Origin of the sequence: Pseudarthrobacter sp. CCNWLW217 (assembly GCF_037203985.1) — a bacterium.
Taxonomy (GTDB): domain Bacteria; phylum Actinomycetota; class Actinomycetes; order Actinomycetales; family Micrococcaceae; genus Arthrobacter.
The window spans coordinates 263397-284724 of the sequence record NZ_JBBCBT010000003.1; the positions used below are offsets into that span (position 1 = coordinate 263397).

Genomic DNA, 21328 nt, shown 5'->3' on the forward strand with positions numbered 1-21328 from the left:
TACAGAAGGACGGACCAATGACGATCTCCGCAGACCACACTGCACCGGAGCAGGCTGGCACGGCGCCTGCAGCGGACGCCCTCACCGAAGCTGCCAAAAAATTCGGGATCACGGCTGAGGATTACATGCTCCCCGCCCGGCACCAGATCCAGATGGTGGACCCGGACGGGCGACTTAAACCAGAAGGTGAGCAGGGCACCGAACCCGGCCACGAGTACCCCTTGCCCGGCGATGAGGAACTGTTGGCCGCCTATGAGCAGCTCGTTGTCGGACGCCGCGTCAATGACCAGAACTCGGCACTGGTCCGGCAGGGCCGCATGGCCGTTTACCCCTCCAGCCACGGCCAGGAAGCCTGCCAGGTAGCCGCGGCCCTGTGCCTGTCCGAGGGTGACTGGATGTTCCCCACCTACCGCGATGCCGTAGCCGTCATGGCACGTGGCGTTGATCCCGTACAGGCGATGACGATTTTCCGTGGCGACTGGCACAGCGGCTACGACCCTGCAAAACATAAGGTCGGCATCCAGTGCACGCCGCTGACCACGCAACTGCTGCATGCGGTCGGTGTTGCCCACGCGGCCAAGCTCCGCGGAGAGGACACCGTAGTCTTGGCGATGTGCGGGGACGGTGCCACCAGCGAAGGCGACTTCCACGAGGCCCTGAACTTCGCAGCCGTCTTCCACCTGCCGGTCATCTTCTTCGTCCAGAACAACAAGTACGCCATCTCGGTGCCGCTGGCACACCAGTCCGTGGCGCCGTCGCTCGCGCACAAGGCCGTGGGCTACGGCATGGCCGGCGAACGCGTGGACGGCAACGACGTCGTGGCGCTCCTCGCGGTACTTGACCGTGCCGTGAAGCTTGCCCGGGAAGGTTCCGGCCCGCTCCTTGTGGAAGCCCATACCTATCGGATGCAGGCGCATACCAACGCCGACGACGACACGCGCTACCGCGAGAGCACCGAAGTTGCCGAATGGCGGGCCAAGGACCCTGTGAACCGGATGCGGACCTACCTGACGGACCGCCGCCTGCTGGACGACGACGGCGAGGCACGGATCCGCGAGAAGGCGGAGGCGGTTGCCGCACAGTTGCGGGATGGCCTCAGCGAGGACGTGCCCGTGGACCCGCAGGAACTCTTCCGCCACGTCTTCTCCTCCCCGACGCCACAGTTAAAGGAACAGTCCGCCCTGCTCGCTGACGAACTCGCCCGCGACGCAGCATCCCAGGAGGCCGGCATATGAGCCCCACCGTCACCACCTCATCCGAAGCGAACGGCAACGTCAGCGCCGCCACCGCCCGGGCGGCTGCGTCGGCCGCTGCCACAGCCGAAGCCGCCGGTCCCCAGCCCATCACCATGGCCAAGGCGCTTAATACGGCCATGGCCGATGCCATGCAGGCCGATCCGTCCGTCTTGGTCTTCGGCGAGGATGTGGGCATGCTCGGCGGGGTCTTCCGCATCACCGACGGCCTCACCAAGACTTTTGGTGAACAGCGCTGCTTTGACACGCCGCTGGCGGAGTCCGGCATCGTGGGAATGGCGGTGGGGATGGCAATGAACGGTATGCGTCCCGTGATCGAAATGCAGTTCGACGCGTTCGCCTACCCGGCGTTCGAGCAGATCGTCAGCCACGTCGCGAAGATGCATAACCGCACCAAGGGCGCCCTGAAGTTGCCACTGGTGATCCGGGTTCCCTACGCCGGCGGCATTGGGGGAGTGGAGCACCATTGCGATTCCTCCGAGTCCTACTATGCCCACACGGCTGGGCTCAAGGTCTTCACCCCGGCCACGGTTCCGGACGCGTACCGGATGCTCCGCGAGGCCATCGACTCCAACGACCCCGTCATGTTCATGGAGCCGAAGAAGTTGTACTGGTCAAAGGACATGGTGGACCTGGAAGACCTCCGGGAACAGCACTCCGCCAATGCGAAGGCGGGCCGGTCCTCGGAAGGCCGCGCCGCCGTTGCCCGTCCGGGGACCGACGCGACGCTGATCGCCTACGGGCCCTCAGTCCCAACGGCGCTCGCCGCCGCCGAGGCAGCCGCCTTGGAGGGACGCTCGCTGGAAGTCATCGACGTGCGCACCATCGTCCCGTTCGACGACGAGACCGTATCCGCATCTGTCCGCAAGACCGGCCGGGCCGTGGTGATCGCGGAGGCCCACGGTTTCGCCTCGGTGTCTTCCGAAATCGTGGCGCGGGTACAGGAACGCTGCTTCCACCACCTGGCAGCCCCCATCCGCCGCGTCACCGGATTCGACATTCCCTATCCGGCACCGAAGCTTGAGAAGTATTACCTGCCCGGCGTGGACCGCATCCTCGACGCCGTCGATGACCTCCAATGGGAGAACTGACTATGAGTGAAACGAAAGTATTCCTGCTTCCGGACCTGGGCGAAGGTCTGACCGAAGCCGAACTGGTTAATTGGCTCGTTTCGGTAGGGGACGAGATCCGCGTGGACCAGCCAATCGCCGAGGTAGAGACAGCAAAGTCGATGGTGGAGGTTCCTTCTCCGTACGCCGGCACCGTCGCCCAACTCCACGGGGAACCAGGGCAGACGCTGGATGTCGGTAAACCGCTGATTTCGGTTACGCCTATCGGCGCGGCTCCGGTGGGGGAGCCTGGTGACACTCCAGCAGGGCCGGTGGTGAAACCTATCGAAACCGAACTTGGGGACGCCGCCGCTGTCGAGGTCACTGAACCGGTGCACGCGGAGGCAGAGGCCTACCGCGAGGAGGAGAAGGCCGGGTCCGGAAATGTGCTGATCGGGTATGGCACGCCGGGCGGGCATGGCGTTGCGCGGCGGACGCGTCCCCGGAAGGCACCGGTCGCGGTGACTGAGCCTGCCGAAATCAGTCCTCCCGAGGACCTGTCCCTACTGCGGACCCGCGTTCCGGGCAAACTCGGGGCGGTGATTTCCCCGCTGGTCCGGCGCATGGCCCGCGAGCACGGTGTTGATCTCGGCGAGCTCCAGGGCTCGGGGGACAGCGGACTGATTATGCGCAAGGATGTTGAAGCTGCCATCCGGACGGAAGAGCCGGTGCCATCGAAACCTTCACTAGAGGAGGCTGCACCGGAACCTTCCGACGCCCAGGACGTCCGGACCGGATTGGGCATTTCTTCCCGGACGCCGGTCAGGGGAGTACGCAAGGCGGTAGCCGCGAACATGACGCGCAGCCGGTCGGAGATCCCGGAAGCTACTGTGTGGGTGGATGTTGATGCGACCGCCCTTGTGGAGCTTCGCGCTGGGCTCAAGAAGGGCGGGGCAGGTGCCCCTGGCCTTTTGGCCTTCATCGCCCGCTTCGTCACGGCTGGCTTGAAGAAGTATCCGGAGCTGAACTCACGCATCGAAACGGCTGCAGACGGGTCTCAAGAGATCATTGCCTTCGATGGGATCAATCTGGGCTTTGCCGCGCAGACGGAACGCGGACTAATGGTGCCGTCGATCCGGGCGGCAGAAAAGCTGACAGCACGTGACCTGGACGCAGAGATCCGCCGGCTCACAGGCGTAGTCCGCGAAGGCAAGGCCACTCCGAACGAACTCGGAAGCGGCACCTTCACGCTGAACAATTATGGCGTGTTCGGAGTCGACGGGTCCGCGGCCATCATCAACCATCCCGAGGTGGGCATTCTTGGGGTGGGAAGAATCATGGACAAGCCTTGGGTTATTAGCGGTGGGTTGGCGGTTCGGAAAGTCACAGAGCTGACGTTGACGTTTGATCACCGTGTGTGTGACGGTGGCACTGCTGCCGGGTTCTTGCGATTTGTGGCGGATGCCCTCGAGAGTCCCGGATCAATGCTGGCGGAGCTTTGAGTTCGAGCCTCGAAGCAGCCGATGTACAACGACCGTGACCGGTAGGCCCCTATGATGGAGAGGTGGGGATCCTAAAGAAACTATGGCCTACTCTTGGCCGAGACATACTTCTCAATCATGTTCTGAGCTCCGTTCTAATCCCAATACCGCTCCGGTGGAAGTTCTACCGGACAATTGGCATGAACGTGAGTCGTTCGAGAATATGCCCCAATGTATGGTTCGGCAGCCGAAATATAAGTATCGGCGAGGGGACATTTGTGAACTACCGCTGCATTTTCAATACAGCCGGAGGAATTGTCATTGGCCGAAATGTCGATATTGCTATGGACGTATCGTTCATCACTAGCAGTCATGACGTTGGCAACGCAAAGCGGCGAGCGGGTGTCTCGTTTTCGGCCCCTATTCACATCGGCGATGGGGTTTGGGTTGGGGCGCGTGCTGTGATTCTACCCGGTGTGACCATTGGTGCGGGATCAATCATTGCGGCAGGGTCTATCGTCGTTAGCGATTGTCAGCCCAATATGCTTTATGCCGGCGTTCCCGCGAAAGCTATTAAGTCGCTGCTAGACCACGGGCTGATTGAGGGCTAACTTTTCTGCGACAACTCATGGAAGTGTGAGGTTCTAGCGGTCTGTAATGATTACTTCTGATACTTTGAGGCTGCCCAACCCCACTGAACTTATGTTGAACTTTATCCTAAAATGAGTCGCCCACCCAGGGGCGACTCTATTCCAAGACCCGGAACCGTACGCCTTGGATAAGGGAAGTTCGGCAGATGAAAGGTTGTATGTGCTTGCCGGGCGTTCCGTGAAGCGCATGACCGATGGAATATTGCGGGAATCCCTATCGCCTAGAGCCACGAACTGTTCATTGACGAACAAATTTCCTTTAAGCCCCAGGATTTCTGAGATGGTAAACGATGCTGCGTATTCTCGTCCTGGCTCGCGGATGGGAACGTCTAGGACAAACTCGGCGAAGCCGGTTGTTTTCTTTGAAATGTGTAGGTAGCCGGTACCGATCGTCAGCTCCGCAGCGGGCGACGATGTTCGGGTGGTAGCCTCTGGCCTAGTGAGGTAGGCATCTACAATCGACGGAAGATTGAAATTTCCGTCTATAAGCCTATTCTTTGCTTTGGAGGTGAGAATGCTTCCCCCTCCCGCGCCTGAACCGTTCCCATCATAGTAAACCAAGTCTCTGGTTACCAGATTCCCCGTGCCACCACATAGAAAGCCCGTTTGGGTTTGGGCCTTGAAGAGTTCAACATTCGACAGGTAGACCCCCCCGCCCCAAAACGTGTTGCTTGTGCTGAAAAGAAAGTCCACTGCCGGTTCCTGATGGAACATGAGAAGACCACCGTTTATCACTACACGACCCCGATTCGAACCTGTGGTGATAACCGGCCCGACCACTCTGCTTTCGGTTGAGTTTAGTTCGATATGTGGTTGTGTGAGCAGGATGCCACCTGCATCGGCGACAGCTACCTCGGTTGCGAAGTCGATCGAAGGAGAGAACAAATGAAAATTTCCGCTTGAGTTCTGATTCCAAATTGCTCTTCGTCCCGTCCCTATTCCGCCACCGAAGAAGCGCAGGTTCTCGCCATAATTCTTGCATTTCGCTGGCATGTGAATGCCAACGTCATAATTATGGATGTGATAGTTGAAGAACGAAAGTAGATACGAATTGTTTCGAAAAGAGATCCCAGTCTCAAAGTTTTTTATTTCGATGTCGTAGAAGGCAATGCCACGATTGTTACCGACTGCTGAGTCAAACAAAATGCCGATGCTCCCAAGGGCTGACCTGCCAGGTCCTGACAGCGATAGACCCCTGATCGAGCGGCGATTATTGGCAATACCGCCGGCTAATTCCTCGGAAAAGCTACGGCTGTTGAGAACAGTAACTGCGGCCCTTCCGCCGACCTGTGTGGCGTCAATGGCTCCGGAAAGATTATCTATTGATATGTAACCAACATCAATCACAAGCGTGGTTGTTAATACTATCTTCTCAGTGATCCGAACGCGTATTTCCTTCTTTTCGGTTACAGCCTTGTTGATAATCGACTTTAGCCTGTCCTCGGCTGTGGCACCGCTGCCCGTTGACGAATCGTAAATTAGAGCCGCAAATGCGGCCTCAAGAGCCTCAGATTCGATCGTCGGCAGAGGTTCCGCAGCAGCTGATGTTGGGTTAGTACCCAAAAAAAGCGAGACGCCGGTGGTCGCTGACGCAATGCTGCCCAGCTTTATTGCATGGCGTCGATTCAGGGCATCATTTGCACTGGAAGTTTCGGAGATAAGGGATTCCCGAACTGACCGAACAGCGCCCCGGCGGCTTTTCATGACTTTGAGAGGCTCTCTCGTGGCTGCATGACGAAGTCGTGTGCGTCTACGGGTGGATAGAGGCAGAAGGTGTTCTGATAGTTCAGCATGCACAAACGCTAAGATTTACTTCCTGCCTAAGCCACCGTACTCTCTACCTTTGTTTGACACTGGCTCGTACTGGTGGGCGGCCCAGGCATACTCGCTTTACATCTCTGAAATCCTTTTTAGTGCTCACTTCGGTGGAATATGGTACTCGCACAACCGCCGTCATGCTGTCCCGAGAACAACCCCAACTGGTCGTGGGTGACCCTGTGGCCGTAAGTGCATACTTAACGCAGTGAAGTTGGCCACGGAGGACGGTCTCCGGATTCCGCGGGCTTGACTGCCCTTGGATGCCCGGCCTGTGAGAAATAGGGGAAGCTGTTGTCGACGTTGGACTCAGGCTCGCTTCTTGCTGACGCCGTCATCGCCGCCGTCGGTTCCCTCAACGCGAAATGCGCCCAAGCAAGCGTCACCGATGTTTCTGGCAGTGCCTGATAAGCACCCCCTGATGCGAGGCTGTCCTGTGGGATGGGTCGAAATACCGATTCAAGCTGAGCAGCGCCGTGTTCGGATCGCGAGCGTCACTCATCGCTCCACAAAAGTAACAGAACATAAATAGTTATATGTATTCGGCAGCGGTCAAAGAAGTTATCGCAGTTGTTTGCGTGTGACAAGATATGTCATGCATTTGTTAAGTTATTGCGAGCCGGATTAGTGAATGTTCCAACCGCCGATTCGTCGCAGCTTGGCTCCCAGCGATGGCGCGGAAACATCAGTAGTTGGACCATTTATTACAAGCCTTGGATGAATTTTTCCCCCACCGCTAGGTTGTGAATTCCATCTCCCTATAGCATTCAGCTACTTATGAGATGGGGGACCCAAATGGGGGGTCGTTCTTGGGTGGAACGAAAAAGGCGTGTCCTTGCCTCGGCAGCCACGTTTTCATCACTGGCAGTCGTCGCCGCGGCAGCCGTCATTTATCCCGGATTCACGGTCACGCAGGTGGACCTGAATGACGGCGGCGTCTGGGTCACCAACACCAGCAAGAACTTGGTGGGCCATCTGAACTACCAGTCGAAACTCCTGGATGGCGGCCTCTTGGCCGCCAGCCCGGACTTCGACGTGCTGCAGAACGCCGGCACCGTCTTCCTCTCGGACCGGAGCAAATCCTCGCTCAGCCCGGTCAGCGTCACGGACGTGGTCCTGGGCCAGGCCACGGCGGTGCCCTCCCCGGCGGCTGTGAGCTTCGGCCAGAAGTCCGTTGCCCTGGCCAGCCAGGACAAAGGCACCCTGTGGGTCACCAGCAGCAGCGCCCTGGGCTCGTTCAATGCCGCCTCCGCCGAGCCCGCCCTTACTGATGCGAAAGGCGTTGTGGCCACGGTAGGCACGGATGACGTTGTGTACGCAGCCAACCCCGCCAAGGGGGAACTGACCACCCTCAAACTGGATTCCGCCGGCACGGTCGCCTCCCAAGAGTCGGCGCCGGTCGAGCCCCTCCGCAACATCGAAAACGCCCAGATCACCGCCGTGGGGGACAAGCCTGTGGTGCTGGATCCGGCCACCGGATCGCTGTTCCTGCCAGGCGGCAAGAAGGTGGCCCTGCCGGACCCCGCCGGAGCCAAGCTCCAGCAGAGCGGCCCCGCTGCGTCCTCCGTGTCCATCGCCACGTCCAAGGCACTGATCAAGCAGCCGCTGGACGGCTCGGCCGCCACTGTCACAGACCTTGGTGGCGCCGGAAACGCTGCCGCCCCCGTACGCCTCGGCTCCTGCCTCTACGCGGCCTGGGCCGGCTCGGGCAAATACCTCCGCGACTGCGACAACCCCAACGACAACACCCGCCAGGACATCCCCACCACCGGGTCCCGGGCCGACTTCGTCTTCCGCGTCAACCGCAACGTGGTGGTCCTGAACGACATCTACTCCGGCGACGTCTGGCTGGTCACCGAAAACATGCGCCTGGTCTCCAACTGGGACGACGTCATTCCGCCGCCGGACAAATCCGATGATCAGGACGAGGACGCCGCGGACAACAACCCCGTCAACACGCTGCCGGACCGCACCAAGGAAAACCGGCCCCCGGCCGCCGTGGATGACCAGTTCGGCGTCCGGCCCGGCCGCACCACCCTGCTGCCGCTGCTGGACAACGACTCCGACCCCGACGGCGACGTCCTTACCGCCCGCCTCCAGGGCGAGGCGCCCGCCGTCGGAACCCTGCAGAACGTCTACAACGGCACCGGCATGCAGGTGACCGTCCCCGCTGACGCCAGCGGAACGGCGTCGTTCCAGTACCAGGCCAACGACGGCCGCGGCGGAACCGCCACCGCGAAGGTCACCCTCACCGTCAAGGACCGGTCCACCAACCATGGACCCGCCCAGAAGCGCGTCCCCACCATCCTGCTGGAGCAGGGCAAGAGCATCAGCCAGAACGTCCTCACCGACTGGACAGATCCCGACGGCGACGACCTCCTCCTGATGGCAGCCAGCACGTCCAGCGAAGGGGACCAGGTCCGGATCCGCCCGGATGGCCAGCTCACCTTCCAGGACGTCGGCACCAGCCTGGGCCGCAAGGAAGTGCAGCTGGTGGTCTCCGACGGCCAGCTGCAGACCGAAGGCAAGCTCATCGTGGACGTCCGCGCCAAGGGCAGCCTCCCGCCCAAGGCCAACGCGGACCACGCGGCCGGGATCGCCGGGCAGGACCTGGTGGTGTCCCCGCTGGGCAACGACGTTGACCCCACCGGCGGCACGCTGCGCCTCACCCGCGTGGACACACCGCCGGACCTCACCGTCACCGCGGACTACCAGTCCGGCACCTTCCGCTTCCGCGCCCCGAATCCCGGCACGTACTACCTCACGTACCTGGTCACCAACGGGCCGGAAAGCTCCGAGGGCCTGATCCGGATCGAGATCAGCCCGGCCGGCGGCACCGCCGAGCCCCCGGTGGCGGTCGCTGACCTGGCCCTGCTGCCCGTGGGCGGCGAAGTCCTCATCGACGCACTGGGCAACGACTCGGACCCGGCCGGCGGTGTCCTGGTGATCCAGTCCGTCAGCCAGCCCAAGAACTCCGCTATCGGCGTGGCCGTGCTGGACCACCACATCCTGCGCATCACGGATATCCGCGGCCTCACGGCCCCCACGAGCTTCACCTACACCGCGTCCAACGGCGTGGCCAGCGCCACCGGCGAAGTGACGGTTGTCCCGGTTCCGGCCCCCAGCAAGCTGCTGCCCCCGGTGGCCGTGGCGGATGAGATCACCGTCCGCGCCAACGACGTCGCGACCATCAGCGTCCTGGCCAACGACAGCCACCCTAACGGCGCCAAGCTGCAGCTCAACCCCGTCCTCATCCAGGACGTGGACCCCGGCAAGGGACTCCTGGCCGTCTCCGGCGACGTGCTGCGGTTCAAGGCCGGGCCCACCGCCGCCACAGTGCACGCAATCTACGCCGTGACCGGCCCTGACGGACAGGAGGACTCCGCCCAGGTGACCATCCACATCCGCGGCGGCGGCGCTGAACAGAACTCCCGCCCGCTGCCGCAGAAGGTCACCGCACGGGTCATCGCCGGCAAGACCTCACGCATCAGCATCCCGCTGGACGGCATCGACCCCGACGGCGACTCCGTCAGCCTGATCGGCCTGGAACAGGCGCCCGGCAAGGGCACCGCAACAGTGGGGGCCACCTACATCGAGTACACGGCCTCCCAGAACGCCTCCGGCCAGGACCTGTTCTCCTACGTGGTGGAGGACGGCTTCGGGGCCCGTTCCACCGCGTCCGTGGTGGTGGGCATCGCCCCCGCCCCCGGCAGCAACCAGACCCCGGTGGCCGTGGAGGACACCATCACCGTGCTGCCCGGCCGCCACGTTGCCGCCGACGTGCTCTCCAACGACTCCGACCCCGACGGCGACACCGTCAGCCTCACCGGCGACGGCCTCGAAGCCGCCGCAGAACTGGCCGCCGAAGTGAAGGACGGCCGCGTCCAGCTGACCGCACCCTCAGCCCCCGGCACGGTGATTGTCTACTACGGCGTGACGGACGGCCGCGGAGGCACCGCCGTCGGGACCCTCAAAGTGGTGGTCCGCAGTGACGCGCCCCAGCTGCCGCCCGTTGCCCGGGATGACAGGGTGACGTTCGCCGAAACCCTCGGCAAGACCGCCGTGGACGTGCCCGTCCTCAAGAACGACGAAGACGCCGACGGCGTGGCCAGCGAACTGGCCATCAGCTTCCCGCAGTCGGCACCCACCGCCCGCGTTTCCGGCAGCGGGACGGTCAGCGTCACGCTGACTGACGGCCCGCAGCTGATCCCGTACACGGTCACCGACGTGGACAACCTGTCCTCCACCGCATTCATCATGCTCCCCGGGCTGAAGGACCAGAGCCCCGCCCTGAAGAACAGCGCGCCGCTGGAGGTGGTCAGCGGACAGCAGCTGACCCTGAACCTGGCGGAGCTCGTGGTGGTGCGGGCCGGCAAGGCCGCACGCATCACCCAGGACACCAAAGTCCAGGCTGTGGCGTCCAACGGAGCGCCGCTGGTGAAGGACGCCACAACCATGGTATTCACCTCGGCCGATGACTACTCGGGACCCGCAGCCGTGACCTTCGAAGTGACGGACGGTGCCAGCGTTGACGATCCGGACGGACGGATGGCCGTGCTGACCGTCAGCATCCGCGTGCTTCCGGACCCCGCCCGCAACCACCCGCCCGTTTTCCCCGGCAGCAGCCTCGAGACGGCCGTGGGGGAGGAAGCCGCCCTGGACCTGCGCCAGGTGGCCACAGACGTGGACGAGGCGGACCGGGACAAACTGGCGTTCGCCCTCTCCGGAGCTGTTCCTTCCGGGATCAAGGTCACCCTGGACGGCGGCACGCTGAAAGCCACGGCCGACGGCGGCGCCCCCAAGGGTGCCACCCTCCCCGTTGGGGTGACGGTCACCGACGGCCGCAGCGCCCCCGTAGGCAGTACAGTCACCGTCCAGGTAGTGGCCTCCAAGCGGCCGCTCGCCGGCGTGAACGACGACGTAGTGGCCAACGCCCGGGCGGGCCAGCCCGAGCGCGTCAGCGTCCTCGAGAACGACAGCAACCCGTTCCCGGACTCACCGCTGAAGGTCCTCAGCGCCATCGTGGAAACCGGGACCGGCACGGCCACGGTGGAGGGCGACGCCGTCACTGTGACGCCGGCGGAGAACTTCGTGGGCACCCTGGTGGTCCGGTACCGGGTCCAGGACAAGACCACGGACACTGAACGCGAAGTGGACGGCCGCGTCCGGCTCACGGTCAGGGACAAGCCGGACGCCCCCACCACCCCGACGGTCAGCGAAGTGCGCGATCGGACCGTGGTGTTGAACTGGGCCCCGCCAGCGAACAACGGTGCCGCCATCACCGGCTACAAGGTGACCGGCAGCAGCGGCTTCTCCCAGCAGTGCCCCGCCACCACGTGCACCCTCAACGGCCTGACCAACAACGTGGAGTACACCTTCACCGTGGTGGCCACGAACGAGGTGGGGGACTCCGCGGCGTCACCCGCCTCCGCCCCGGCACGCCCGGACGCCAAGCCGGACGCCCCGGCGCCGCCCACCCTGGTCTTCGGGGACAAAGAGCTCAGCGTCACCTGGGCCGTGCCCAACAGCCCGGGCTCGCCCGTGGAGAGCTACAACCTGGAGATCTCCCCGGCACCGCCCGGCGGCAACGTGCGGACCAGCAACGTGGCCGGCACGTCGTTCCAGTGGACCGGACTGGCCAATGGCACCCCGTACCAGGTGAGGGTCCAGGCATCGAACAAGGCGCCCGAACCGTCCGACTGGAGCGCGTACTCGCCCAGCGAAATCCCGGCAGGCCTTCCCGGAGCGCCGGGCAAGCCCAGCACCACACGGTCAACGTCCGGCGGGTCCGAATCCATCATGACCGTCAGCTGGGCGGCAGCACCCGAGAACGGTGCCGCCATTGACACGTACACGGTGACGGCCCAGCAGGGCGGCGCCGCCGTTGCCAGCAGCACCGTCTCCGGCAGCCAGCTGAGCGTGCCCATGACGGTGGGCAACTCCGCCACCGACTACACCTTCTCGGTGGTGGCCAGGAACAAGGCAGGGGACTCCGCGGCCAGCCCGGCCTCGGACCCCAAGCGTGCCTTCGGCGCTCCGGGGGCGGTGCCGGCCGTCCAGGCGGATCCTTTGGACAACGCGGTGCAGCTAGCCTTCCAGCCGGCGGCCGGGAACGGGGCCACGCCGAGCTACCAGTACCAGGTCAACGGCGGGGCGTTTATCGCCCTCGCCGCTGACAAGGTGGTGCGCAACGGTGTGCCCAACAACGGCAACTACACGATCGGCGTGCGGGCGGTGAACAGCCTCGACGGCGCCACGTACGAGGGGCCGGTCACCAATTCCAACCAGGTGGCACCCTACGGCAGGCCCTTCGCCGCCAGCGTCAGTGCCTCGCAGAACGGCCAGCAGGTGGTCTTCAACGTGGGATCCGTTCCACCCAACGGCCGTCCGGTGACGGGGCTTCGTTACACCGCCTCGGACGGCCGGAACGGCACAATGCCTGCGGGCGGCGGGCAGATCCCCGTGGGCAACGACTACGAGCAGGACGTGTGGCTGGACGTGGTCACTGTGGACAGCCTTGACCAGACCACGGCTGCGCCCAGGGCCTCCGGTCGGACGGCGAACAGGCCTTCGCCGACGTACTCCATCTCCAACCCCGACGTGAATGGCCGGACCGTGACCCTCCACGTGGCCAACTTCGGTTCCTGGCGGCCGTCAGTAATCCACTGCTGGGGTGCCACCAACGTGGGCGGCTCCGATCCGCACCGCGGTGGTTGGGCCGGCAACACGCACGGCGAGAACCTCGGTAACGGGGAGTACACCTGGCCGTCCAGCGGCACCGGCAGCTTCACTGTGCGTTGCCCCGGTGGTATTACGAACCCCAACCCGGGCAGGAACTACTTCTCACTTGACCTGGTCTCGGGCTATTGGACCAACGAGCTGCGGACCAAGTGAGCCATCTCCCTTCAAAGAATTTTCCTGCAAAGAACCGACGTCGAAAAGGACTTACTCCATGACCATGACCACTGAGCAGGCCGAATGGTTTGCAGGCACCTTCGAGAAGCTCGTTGCCAATGTGGGGCAGGCGGTGCTGGGCAAGGAACATGTCATCCGGCTGACCTTCACGGCGATGCTGGCGGAAGGGCACGTGCTGTTTGAGGATGCTCCGGGGACGGGCAAGACCATGCTGGCGCGGGCCATGGCGGCCACCGTGCAGGGTTCCAATAACCGCATCCAGTTCACTCCTGACCTGCTGCCGTCGGACGTGACGGGTGTGACCATCTATGACCAGAAGACGCAGAAGTTCGAGTTCCACAAGGGGCCGATCTTCAACAACATCGTCCTGGCCGATGAGATCAACCGTGCCTCGCCGAAGACGCAGTCGGCGCTGCTGGAGGTCATGGAGGAATCCAGGGTCACCGTGGACGGCGTCACCTATGAGGCGGGACGGCCGTTTATGGTGATGGCCACGCAGAACCCGATCGAGCAGGCGGGTACCTACCGGCTGCCTGAGGCGCAGCTGGACCGCTTCCTGATCAAGACCTCGATCGGCTATCCGGACCACGCCTCCACGGTCAGGCTGCTGGGCGGCACGAACCTGAAGGACCGCTCCAAGGAGCTCTCCGCGGTGATCACCACCCAGGCCGTGGCGGACATGGCTGACCTGGCCGCGACGGTGCACGTGGACACTGCCGTGCTCGAATACATTTCCCGGCTCTGCGAGGAGACGCGCAACGCGCCCGAGTCCCGGCTGGGTGTCTCCGTCCGGGGAGCGATCGCGATGGTCCGTGCCGCCAAGGTGTGGGCTGCGGGACAGGGGCGGAACTTCGTGCTGCCCGACGATGTCAAGGAACTCGCTGCCGTGGTGTGGACCCACCGGTTCGTGATGGATCCTGAGGCTGAGTTCTCCGGGGCCACGCCCGAGGCGGTCCTGGCCCGGGTCCTGTCCGACGTCGCAGCCCCCCAGCAGCGCGCCACCGCCTAGAACTCGCCCGGCCCGCCCTTTCCCGGCCCGTCTGAAAGATGACCCCCATGCCCACAACCCCTCCCGCCGTCGTCGGACGAGCCCGGACGCTGCTGCCCGCCCGGCCTGCTGCCCTTGAAGTGGTCACCGCCCTGGGCTGGCAGGTCCTCGCGGCTGGCCTGGGGTTCTGGATCATCGGCGCGCTCCTCGGCTGGGAGGAGACCATCACCGCCGCGGCCGCAGCTTTGGCGCTGCTGCTGGCCGCCGCGGGGTTCGTTATCGGCCGGACCTCCTACGGGGTGGAAATGGACCTCGCGAAGACCCGGGTGGAAGTGGGGGACCTGGCCGTGGGCAGCCTCACCGTGTCCAACACCTCGGACCGCCCGCTGCTGCCGGCGTCAATCGAGCTCCCGGTGGGTGCGGGCACCGCCTTCTTCGCCGTCCCGCGGCTCGGGGCCGATGACGTGCACGAGGACCTGTTCACCATTCCCACCGCCGTCCGCTCCGTCATCAAGGTGGGGCCGGTCCGGTCCGTGCGGGCAGACCCGCTCCGGCTGCTGAGCCGCCAGGTGGTCCTCACGGACGCCGTGGACCTGTACGTCCATCCCCGCACCGTATCCCTGGCCGGATCCGCCGAGGGCCTCATCCGCGACCTTGAGGGACTGCCCACCAAGGACCTGTCCAGCGCCGACGTGTCCTTTCACGCCCTGCGGGACTACGTCGCGGGTGACGACCGTCGTCACATCCACTGGAAGACCACGGCCCGGACCGGCAAGCTCATGGTCCGCCAGTTCGAAGAGACCCGGCGCTCGCACCTGGCCATGGCCCTTTCCACCAACCTGGCCGAATACGCCGCCGACGAAGACCTGGAACTGGCCATCTCCGCCGCGGCGTCCATCGGCAAGCAGGCCATCCGCGAGCAGCGCGAAGTCAGCGTCCTGACCCAGGACGGCCGGCTCCGCACCGACACAGCCCGCGTCCTGCTGGACGGCATGACCCGGCTGGCGGGGGAGGAGTCCCGGGTAACGGCAACCGACGTCGCCAGGCTCACCGGTGACGCCGTCCCCAACGCGTCCATCATGTTCTTGGTGGTTGGCACAGCCGTCACACCCGCGCAGCTCAGGACCGCGGCGGCGTCGGCCCCTCCGGGCGTCCGCTGCCTGGCCATCCGATGCCAGGCCGGCGCACCGCTGGACCGCCGGGCCATCGGGGACCTCACGGTCCTGACGCTCGGCGAACTTACCGAACTGCCCCGCCTGCTGGTCAAGGCCGCGGCATGAGCCGGGCAGCAGCGCGGGAAGTGCGCTCCTTCACTCATCTCTGGCCCGACGTCGCTGCCCTGGCAGCGCTGTTGGCCGCAGGAATTCTCGGCTTCTACTCGACGTTCGCGGGGGACTGGCGCTTCGTCCTTGCAGGGTGCGGCGGCATTGCGCTCGGCCTGGGACTGGCCTACTTCGCGGCACGGCACAAACTGGGTGTCCTGCTGACCATGGCCACGGCTGTCCTTGTCTATGTGGTGTTCGGCAGCGCCCTTGCCGCCCCGGACCAGGCCATCGCCGGGGTGGTGCCGTCGCTCGACTCGCTGCGGACCGTCGTCGCCGGCGTGGTGCTGAGCTGGAAGCAGCTCCTCACCAGCGCCGCCCCGGTGGGCACCGGAAACGGAATGCTGGTGGTCCCGTTCCTCGGCGCCTACGTGGCAGCCCTCCTCGCCGGAACCATGGCCTGGCGCCTGAAGAGCCCGGCCTGGGCAGTCTTGCCCGCCGCCGGCCTGCTCCTGCTGGCCACCGCCATGGGAACCCACGAGACATCCCAGGCAGCACTCCGCGGCGCCGTCTTTGTGGCCGCGGCTGTAGCCTGGCTGGCGTACCGCCGCCGGGCTGCTGCGGCCCCGGCAGCGGTGATTTCCGGGCAGGGCTCGACGGCGGGTCATCCCGCAGCGCGCTGGCGGCGGATCGCTTTCGCTGCCCTTGTTCTGGCCCTGGCCGGCGGAGTGGCAGTGGCCGCTTCCCCGGCGCTCACCGCAGGGGCAAGCCGGCAGATCCTGCGCGACGTGGTGGTCCCGCCCCTGGACCTGCGGGACTACGCCAGCCCCCTGGCCAGCTTCCGGGACTACGTCAAGAACCAGAAGGACAGCAAGCTGCTTGCCGTCACCGGCCTTCCGGCCGGGGCCAGGATCCGGCTGGCCACGCTGGACTCTTACGACGGCGTGGTGTTCGACGTCTACGGCAGCGGCTCCAGCAACTTCTCACCGATCAGCAACACCGCAGCGATGAGGGCTTCGGGCACCTCCGCTGCCCCTGCTGCCGAACCGGCGGCGACCGCAGATGTCGCGGTGACGGTGGATGCGTACAAGGGGGTCTGGCTGCCGTCCACCGGAAGCCTGCGGGGCGTCGACTTCGGCGGCCCGCGGGCGTCCGTGTTGGACGGTTCGCTGTTCTTCAACGCTTCAACGGACACGGCCATCGCCACCGCCCGGCTCCAGGCCGGCGATACGTACAGCCTCAGTGCGGCCTACCCGTCCCTGCCGACGGACGCGGAGCTGGCACAATCGGACTTCGCAGCGGTGCAGCTCCCGCCCGCGGAAAGCGTGCCGCAGATCGTGGCGGCCAAGGCCAACGAGTTTGTGGGTGACTCGTCACTGCCCATCGAACGGGTCCGCAAGCTGGAAGCGGCGCTGTCCAAGCAGGGCGCCTTCAGCAACGGGCTGGATGGCGAAGCCAGGAGCATGTCCGGCCACGGCGCAGCGCGGATCACGTCCCTGCTGGGCGCCAAGCAGATGGTGGGCGATGACGAACAGTACGCGGTGGCCATGGCCCTGATGGCCCGCGAGCTGGGCATTCCTGCGCGCGTGGTGATGGGTTTCTATCCTGACCCCAAGAAACCCCAGGAATCCGGGACCGTGGAGCTGACCGGCAACGACGTGCACGCGTGGGTTGAGGTGGCCTTTGCCGGTGCCGGCTGGGTCCCGTTTAACCCGACGCCGTCCGAGGACAACGTGCCCATCCCTCCGGATCCGCAGCCCAAGTCCAAGCCCCAGCCGCAGGTCCTGCAGCCGCCGCCCCCACCGCAGACCCCGGCTGAGCTTCCGCCGGATTCTGCTCCGGACGCCCAGGATGCCGAACAGAACCAGCAGAGCTTCTGGGGTGTGCTGGGACCCATCCTGATGGCGATAGGCATCGGCCTGGTTCCGGTGGCCGTCCTGCTGCTGCCGCTGGTGCTCATTGCCTGGCTGAAGCTGCGCCGGCGCAAGCGCCGGGCCACCAGTGGCTCGCCGACGGACCGTTTCAGCGGTGGCTGGAGTGAAGTCATGAGCGCCGCCACCGATCTGGGTACCACCATCCCGGCAGGCGCCACCCGGCGGGAGAACGCCGCCAACCTCGCGGAGGCTTTCCCTACCAGCGGCACCACCACCGTGGCCCTGGCACACCGGGCGGATGAGGCCGTCTTCGCGGCCGGGAACCCCAGCGACGATGACATCCGGGCGTACTGGGCGGATGTCGAGTCCTCGCTGAACCAGTTGACCGGCTCCGTGGGGTTCTGGCGGCGACAGCGCGCCAGGTTCTCGCTGCGCTCCCTGGCTGCAGACGGAGTCTTGCCGCTGGCCCGGCGCTCCGCGGCTTCGCTGGCCGCTACGGTGTGGGGCGGCCTGATCCGGTTGAACCCCTTGACCCGACTCACGAGGAAGAACTGACATGAGCGCAAAACGTGGAACCGCTGCACCGCCGGCCATCGACGGTTACCAGTACGTACAGCCCCTCGGATCGGGCGGCTTCGCAGACGTCTACCTCTACGAACAGGACAGGCCCCGCCGCAAGGTGGCGGTCAAGGTGCTGCTCTCGGACCTGAAGACGGACGGGGCCCGCCGCCGCTTCGAGTCCGAGGCGAACCTCATGGCGCAGCTTTCCACGCACCCGTTCATCGTGACCATCTACGAGGCCAACGTCACCGCCTCCGGCCACTCCTACCTGGCCATGGAATACTGCTCCAAGCCCAATCTGGACGCGCGGCTCCGGCGGCAGCGGTTCAGCGTGGACGATGCCCTTGCCATCGGCATCCAGGTGGCATCCGCCGTCGAAACCGCACACCGTGCAGGCATTGCGCACCGGGACATCAAACCGGCCAATATCCTGGTGACGGACTACAACCGCCCGGCGCTGACCGACTTCGGGATTTCCGGAACCACGGACTCTGCCGGAGACGACGACGGCGGGATGTCCATCCCCTGGTCGCCGCCGGAATCACTCCGAAACTCCGAGGCCAACGGCGTGATGGTGGACGTGTGGGCCCTCGGCGCCACCGTCTACACACTGCTGGCCGGACACTCGCCCTTCGCCATTCCTGGGGGCAACAATTCGCCGCGGGAGCTGATGTCCCGGATCGCGTCCATGCCGCTGCCCGGCCTGGGCCGCATCGACGTTCCGCAGTCACTGCAGCAGGTCCTCGCTACGGCCATGGCCAAGCAGCCCGGCTCACGCTATCCCTCGGCCCACTCGTTTGCGCTGGCGCTGCAGCGTGTCCAGGTGGAGCTGAGCCTCGCGGTCACCAGCTTTGAAGTGCTCGACGACGGCCATGACGCCGAGGACCCCAACGACGGCGGCGAGGACGCGACCCGGATCCGCGGGGTGGTGTCCATCGACCCGCGCGCCAACACTTCGGATGCGCCCACCGCCGTCCGGGCCTCTGTGGCCACGTGGGCGCAAAAGCCCACTATTCCCAGGCCTGCCCCCGACGCCACAGTGATCAGGGCTTCGGCACCGCCCGCCGCCTCCGAATCCTCTGTGTCGGGGGCGCGGACAGCCTGGGAACGCCCGGCCCCGTTCACGCCACTGCCGATGGAGGAGACCCAGCTCCGGCCGGCTGAACCAGCGCCTGAGCCCGAGGCCGCGGCGGAACCCGAGTCCCGGCGTCGTCCCGGGTGGCTGCTGCTGGCGGCCGGAGGAGTGCTCGTGGCTGCGGCGGTGGGCGGGCTCTTGGTGGTGAACGGCGCCGGAACGCCGAGTGCGCCCAAGACGACGCCTGCGGCGGACGGACCGCTGGACGCGGTTGCGCCGGGCTCCGCGGTGCCGGCCCCCGCCAACCTGGCGGGCAGCAGGGACGGCGCCAACGTGGCGTTCACCTGGGAGAACCCGGCCCCGGTGGAGGGGGACGTGTTTATGTGGCGGCCAGTGTCAGTCATGCAGACGGGTGACTACACCACGTCACAGGAGCCCCGGGCAGTGGTGGCGGCCAGCCCCGACTCCCAGACCTGCCTGGAGGTGGTTATCCGGCGCAGCAACGGCCAGGCGACGCCGGAACCCGCGAAGGCCTGCGTTCCCTGACCGTGTGTTGAAGCTCGGCTACGCCGCGTCCGCCATGCTCACGCGGTCGGTCAGGTCCTGCCACAGCGCCCATTCGTCCTCCATGGCGCCGGGGCAGGCCAGTGCCAGTTCCATGAGGCCGTCGCTGCTGGTGGTGGCACGGACAGCCATCCGGTAGACCACATCCGCGTTGCTGTCGTTCTTGAACCGGAGTTCTGCTTCCTGCAGTTCAATCTCCTTGCTTCCGTCGCGCAGGTTGACGTACACGGAGCCGGCATCATCCACGACCTCGACGGGTTTGCCCACAGCCTGCTTGACGCCGCCGATCTCGGAGGCCATGGCCGCGGCCGTCGCTGCTTCGTCTCCGTCCCCACCGGTACCTGGAAGGACGGCCTGGTAGATGGTAAACGTGCACTGAAGGCTGGCGTTGCGGTAGTTAACCTCGCCATCTTTCACCGGTTCCCTGGTCCAGCCTTCCGGATCCCGGATGGACCACACCGGCGCGCTGGTGAAATCGGAGTCGTCAAAAAGGTAAACAGCGCCGCCGGCTTCGTCCGAGGCGGCCGCGTCCTCTGACTTTTCCGGGTCTGCCGATTCGCTGACGCTGGGTTTCGGGTCCGGGATGGCGTCGGGCTGTTTGCTGCCGCTGGCCAGGCCGTTGAAGACCATTATGCCGGCCACGGCGATGACGGCCACCGCGCCCACGCCACCCGCGATCCAGCCCCAGACGGGCATACCGGTCTTGGGCGGTGGCTGCGTGAACATTGCCGGCTGGCCGTACTGCTGGCCGGCCTCGCCGAACGGCGGCTGGTCCTGCTGCGGTGCGTAGGGAGGGAATGGCGGCTGCCCTCCGTGGGCCGGGGCAGGCGGAACGGGCGGATGTAGGGGACGGTTTTCAGGGTGCTGGTTGTCGGGTTGCTGTGGCCACCCGGGCTGCTCGTTGTTGTTCACTGGTTCCCCCAATACTTGACGCGAAAAGTGCAAGCACCATCATGTCGGGTCCGCGGAGCATGCCGCGATGGGGAGCACTGCCCATCAGGTCAGCAGCGCACGATCGGTGCTCAAAGCACTGGTTTAGGGCGCGTCGACTACTGTCACCCGGTCGGTCAGGTCCCACCACAGGATCTCTTCGGTTTGCAGCCCTGTGGGGCAGGCCAGGGACAGTTCCAACAGGCCGCTGCTGCTGCTGGTGGCACGTACGGCCATACGGTAGGTGACGTCCGCGTTGTAGTCGTTCTTGAACTGGAGCTCTGCCTCGCGCATTTCGATGTCCCCGGTACCGTCGCGGAGGGCGACGTAAACGGATCCGGTCTGATCCATGACCTCAACGGGCTTGCCCACCGACTTCTTGACGGTGTCGATCTCGGCGGCCAAGGCAGCTTCGGTGGCTGCCTCGTCGGCGGTTCCTCCTGTGGCCGTGCCCTGATGCACCGTGAACGTGCACTGCAGTTTGGCGTTGCTGTAATTCACTGTGCCCTCATCGACCTGATCCACGCGCCAGCCCTCAGGCTCCTTGACGGACCACACGGGCGGGCTGGTGAAGTCGGCGTTTTCGAAAATGAAAATGTTTGCCCGGTTCGAATCCACCTCCATTGACTCCTCCGGCCCTGCAGTTTCGGTGATGCCCGGGTCCGGAATGGCGTCCGGCTCCTTGCTGCCGCCGGAGAGGCCGTTGAATACCATCATGCCGGCCACGGCGATGACCGCCCCTGCACCCGCACCGGCGGCGACCCATCCCCAGGCCGGCATGCTCTTCGAAACGGGCGGGTACGACGAGCCGCCAGCAGGTTGTTGGTTGTCCGGCTCCTGCGGCCATCCGCGCAGCTCGTTGTTGTTCACGGCTTCCCCCACAATTTGACGCGAAAAGTGCAAGCACCATC

General features: G+C 65.1%; 12 protein-coding genes. 9 read left to right on the top strand and 3 right to left on the bottom strand.

Annotated elements, in window-relative coordinates; translation table 11 throughout:
• The first annotated feature begins 17 nt into the window (after positions 1–17).
• From pdhA to V9L18_RS05580, 4 genes are all read left to right on the top strand, one after another.
• On the top strand, positions 18–1235 hold the full coding sequence (gene pdhA / locus V9L18_RS05565) for a pyruvate dehydrogenase (acetyl-transferring) E1 component subunit alpha (RefSeq protein ID WP_337346171.1): 1218 nt from the start codon (positions 18–20) through the stop codon (positions 1233–1235).
• Positions 1232–2344 carry an alpha-ketoacid dehydrogenase subunit beta gene (locus V9L18_RS05570; protein ID WP_337346172.1) on the top strand — a complete coding sequence of 371 codons (1113 nt, stop codon included), beginning with the start codon at positions 1232–1234 and terminating at the stop codon, positions 2342–2344. Before pdhA ends, V9L18_RS05570 begins: the two co-directional genes overlap by 4 nt.
• A 2-nt stretch (positions 2345–2346) precedes the next feature.
• Entirely contained in the window at positions 2347–3804 is a 1458-nt protein-coding gene (locus tag V9L18_RS05575; RefSeq protein WP_337346173.1) for a dihydrolipoamide acetyltransferase family protein, read from the top strand.
• A 257-nt stretch (positions 3805–4061) separates the two neighbouring features.
• Entirely contained in the window at positions 4062–4394 is a 333-nt protein-coding gene (locus V9L18_RS05580) for a DapH/DapD/GlmU-related protein (RefSeq protein ID WP_337346174.1), read from the top strand.
• Between the two features lie 33 nt (positions 4395–4427).
• Here V9L18_RS05580 and V9L18_RS05585 read toward each other — a convergent pair whose 3' ends face one another.
• Entirely contained in the window at positions 4428–6137 is a 1710-nt protein-coding gene (locus V9L18_RS05585; RefSeq protein WP_337346175.1) for a hypothetical protein, read from the bottom strand.
• A gap of 924 nt (positions 6138–7061) precedes the next feature.
• Between V9L18_RS05585 and V9L18_RS05590 the strand changes: the two genes are divergently transcribed.
• The 5 genes from V9L18_RS05590 to V9L18_RS05610 are packed head-to-tail and all read left to right on the top strand — an operon-like array spanning position 7062 to position 19469.
• Complete coding sequence (locus tag V9L18_RS05590; RefSeq protein ID WP_337346176.1) at positions 7062–13142, top strand: Ig-like domain-containing protein; 6081 nt, start codon at positions 7062–7064, stop codon at positions 13140–13142.
• A 58-nt stretch (positions 13143–13200) separates the two neighbouring features.
• On the top strand, positions 13201–14172 hold the full coding sequence (locus tag V9L18_RS05595; protein ID WP_337346177.1) for an AAA family ATPase: 972 nt from the start codon (positions 13201–13203) through the stop codon (positions 14170–14172).
• Between the two features lie 47 nt (positions 14173–14219).
• Complete coding sequence (locus V9L18_RS05600) at positions 14220–15431, top strand: DUF58 domain-containing protein (RefSeq protein ID WP_337346178.1); 1212 nt, start codon at positions 14220–14222, stop codon at positions 15429–15431.
• A complete protein-coding gene (locus V9L18_RS05605; protein ID WP_337346179.1) occupies positions 15428–17842 on the top strand; it encodes a transglutaminase-like domain-containing protein in 2415 nt (804 codons plus the stop codon). The genes V9L18_RS05600 and V9L18_RS05605 overlap by 4 nt, the downstream gene beginning before the upstream one ends.
• 1 nt (position 17843) lies before the next feature.
• Complete coding sequence (locus tag V9L18_RS05610; RefSeq protein ID WP_337346180.1) at positions 17844–19469, top strand: serine/threonine-protein kinase; 1626 nt, start codon at positions 17844–17846, stop codon at positions 19467–19469.
• 18 nt (positions 19470–19487) lie between these two features.
• Here the strand turns inward: V9L18_RS05610 and V9L18_RS05615 are convergent, their stop codons facing one another.
• Positions 19488–20399 (bottom strand): hypothetical protein, encoded by a 912-nt coding sequence (locus V9L18_RS05615; protein ID WP_337346181.1) that lies wholly within the window; start codon positions 20397–20399, stop codon positions 19488–19490.
• Positions 20400–20522: 123 nt separating this feature from the next.
• Complete coding sequence (locus tag V9L18_RS05620) at positions 20523–21287, bottom strand: hypothetical protein (protein ID WP_337346182.1); 765 nt, start codon at positions 21285–21287, stop codon at positions 20523–20525.
• Positions 21288–21328: the final 41 nt, after the last annotated feature.

What these genes read in the sequence shown, in the direction of transcription:
- pdhA (WP_337346171.1), top strand. Translation starts at nt 18, where the DNA reads ATGACGATCTCCGCAGACCACACTGCACCGGAGCAGGCTGGCACGGCG.
- V9L18_RS05570 (WP_337346172.1), top strand. Translation starts at nt 1,232, where the DNA reads ATGAGCCCCACCGTCACCACCTCATCCGAAGCGAACGGCAACGTCAGC.
- V9L18_RS05575 (WP_337346173.1), top strand. Translation starts at nt 2,347, where the DNA reads ATGAGTGAAACGAAAGTATTCCTGCTTCCGGACCTGGGCGAAGGTCTG.
- V9L18_RS05585 (WP_337346175.1), bottom strand. Translation starts at nt 6,137, where the DNA reads ATGAAAAGCCGCCGGGGCGCTGTTCGGTCAGTTCGGGAATCCCTTATC.
- V9L18_RS05595 (WP_337346177.1), top strand. Translation starts at nt 13,201, where the DNA reads ATGACCATGACCACTGAGCAGGCCGAATGGTTTGCAGGCACCTTCGAG.
- V9L18_RS05600 (WP_337346178.1), top strand. Translation starts at nt 14,220, where the DNA reads ATGCCCACAACCCCTCCCGCCGTCGTCGGACGAGCCCGGACGCTGCTG.
- V9L18_RS05605 (WP_337346179.1), top strand. Translation starts at nt 15,428, where the DNA reads ATGAGCCGGGCAGCAGCGCGGGAAGTGCGCTCCTTCACTCATCTCTGG.
- V9L18_RS05610 (WP_337346180.1), top strand. Translation starts at nt 17,844, where the DNA reads ATGAGCGCAAAACGTGGAACCGCTGCACCGCCGGCCATCGACGGTTAC.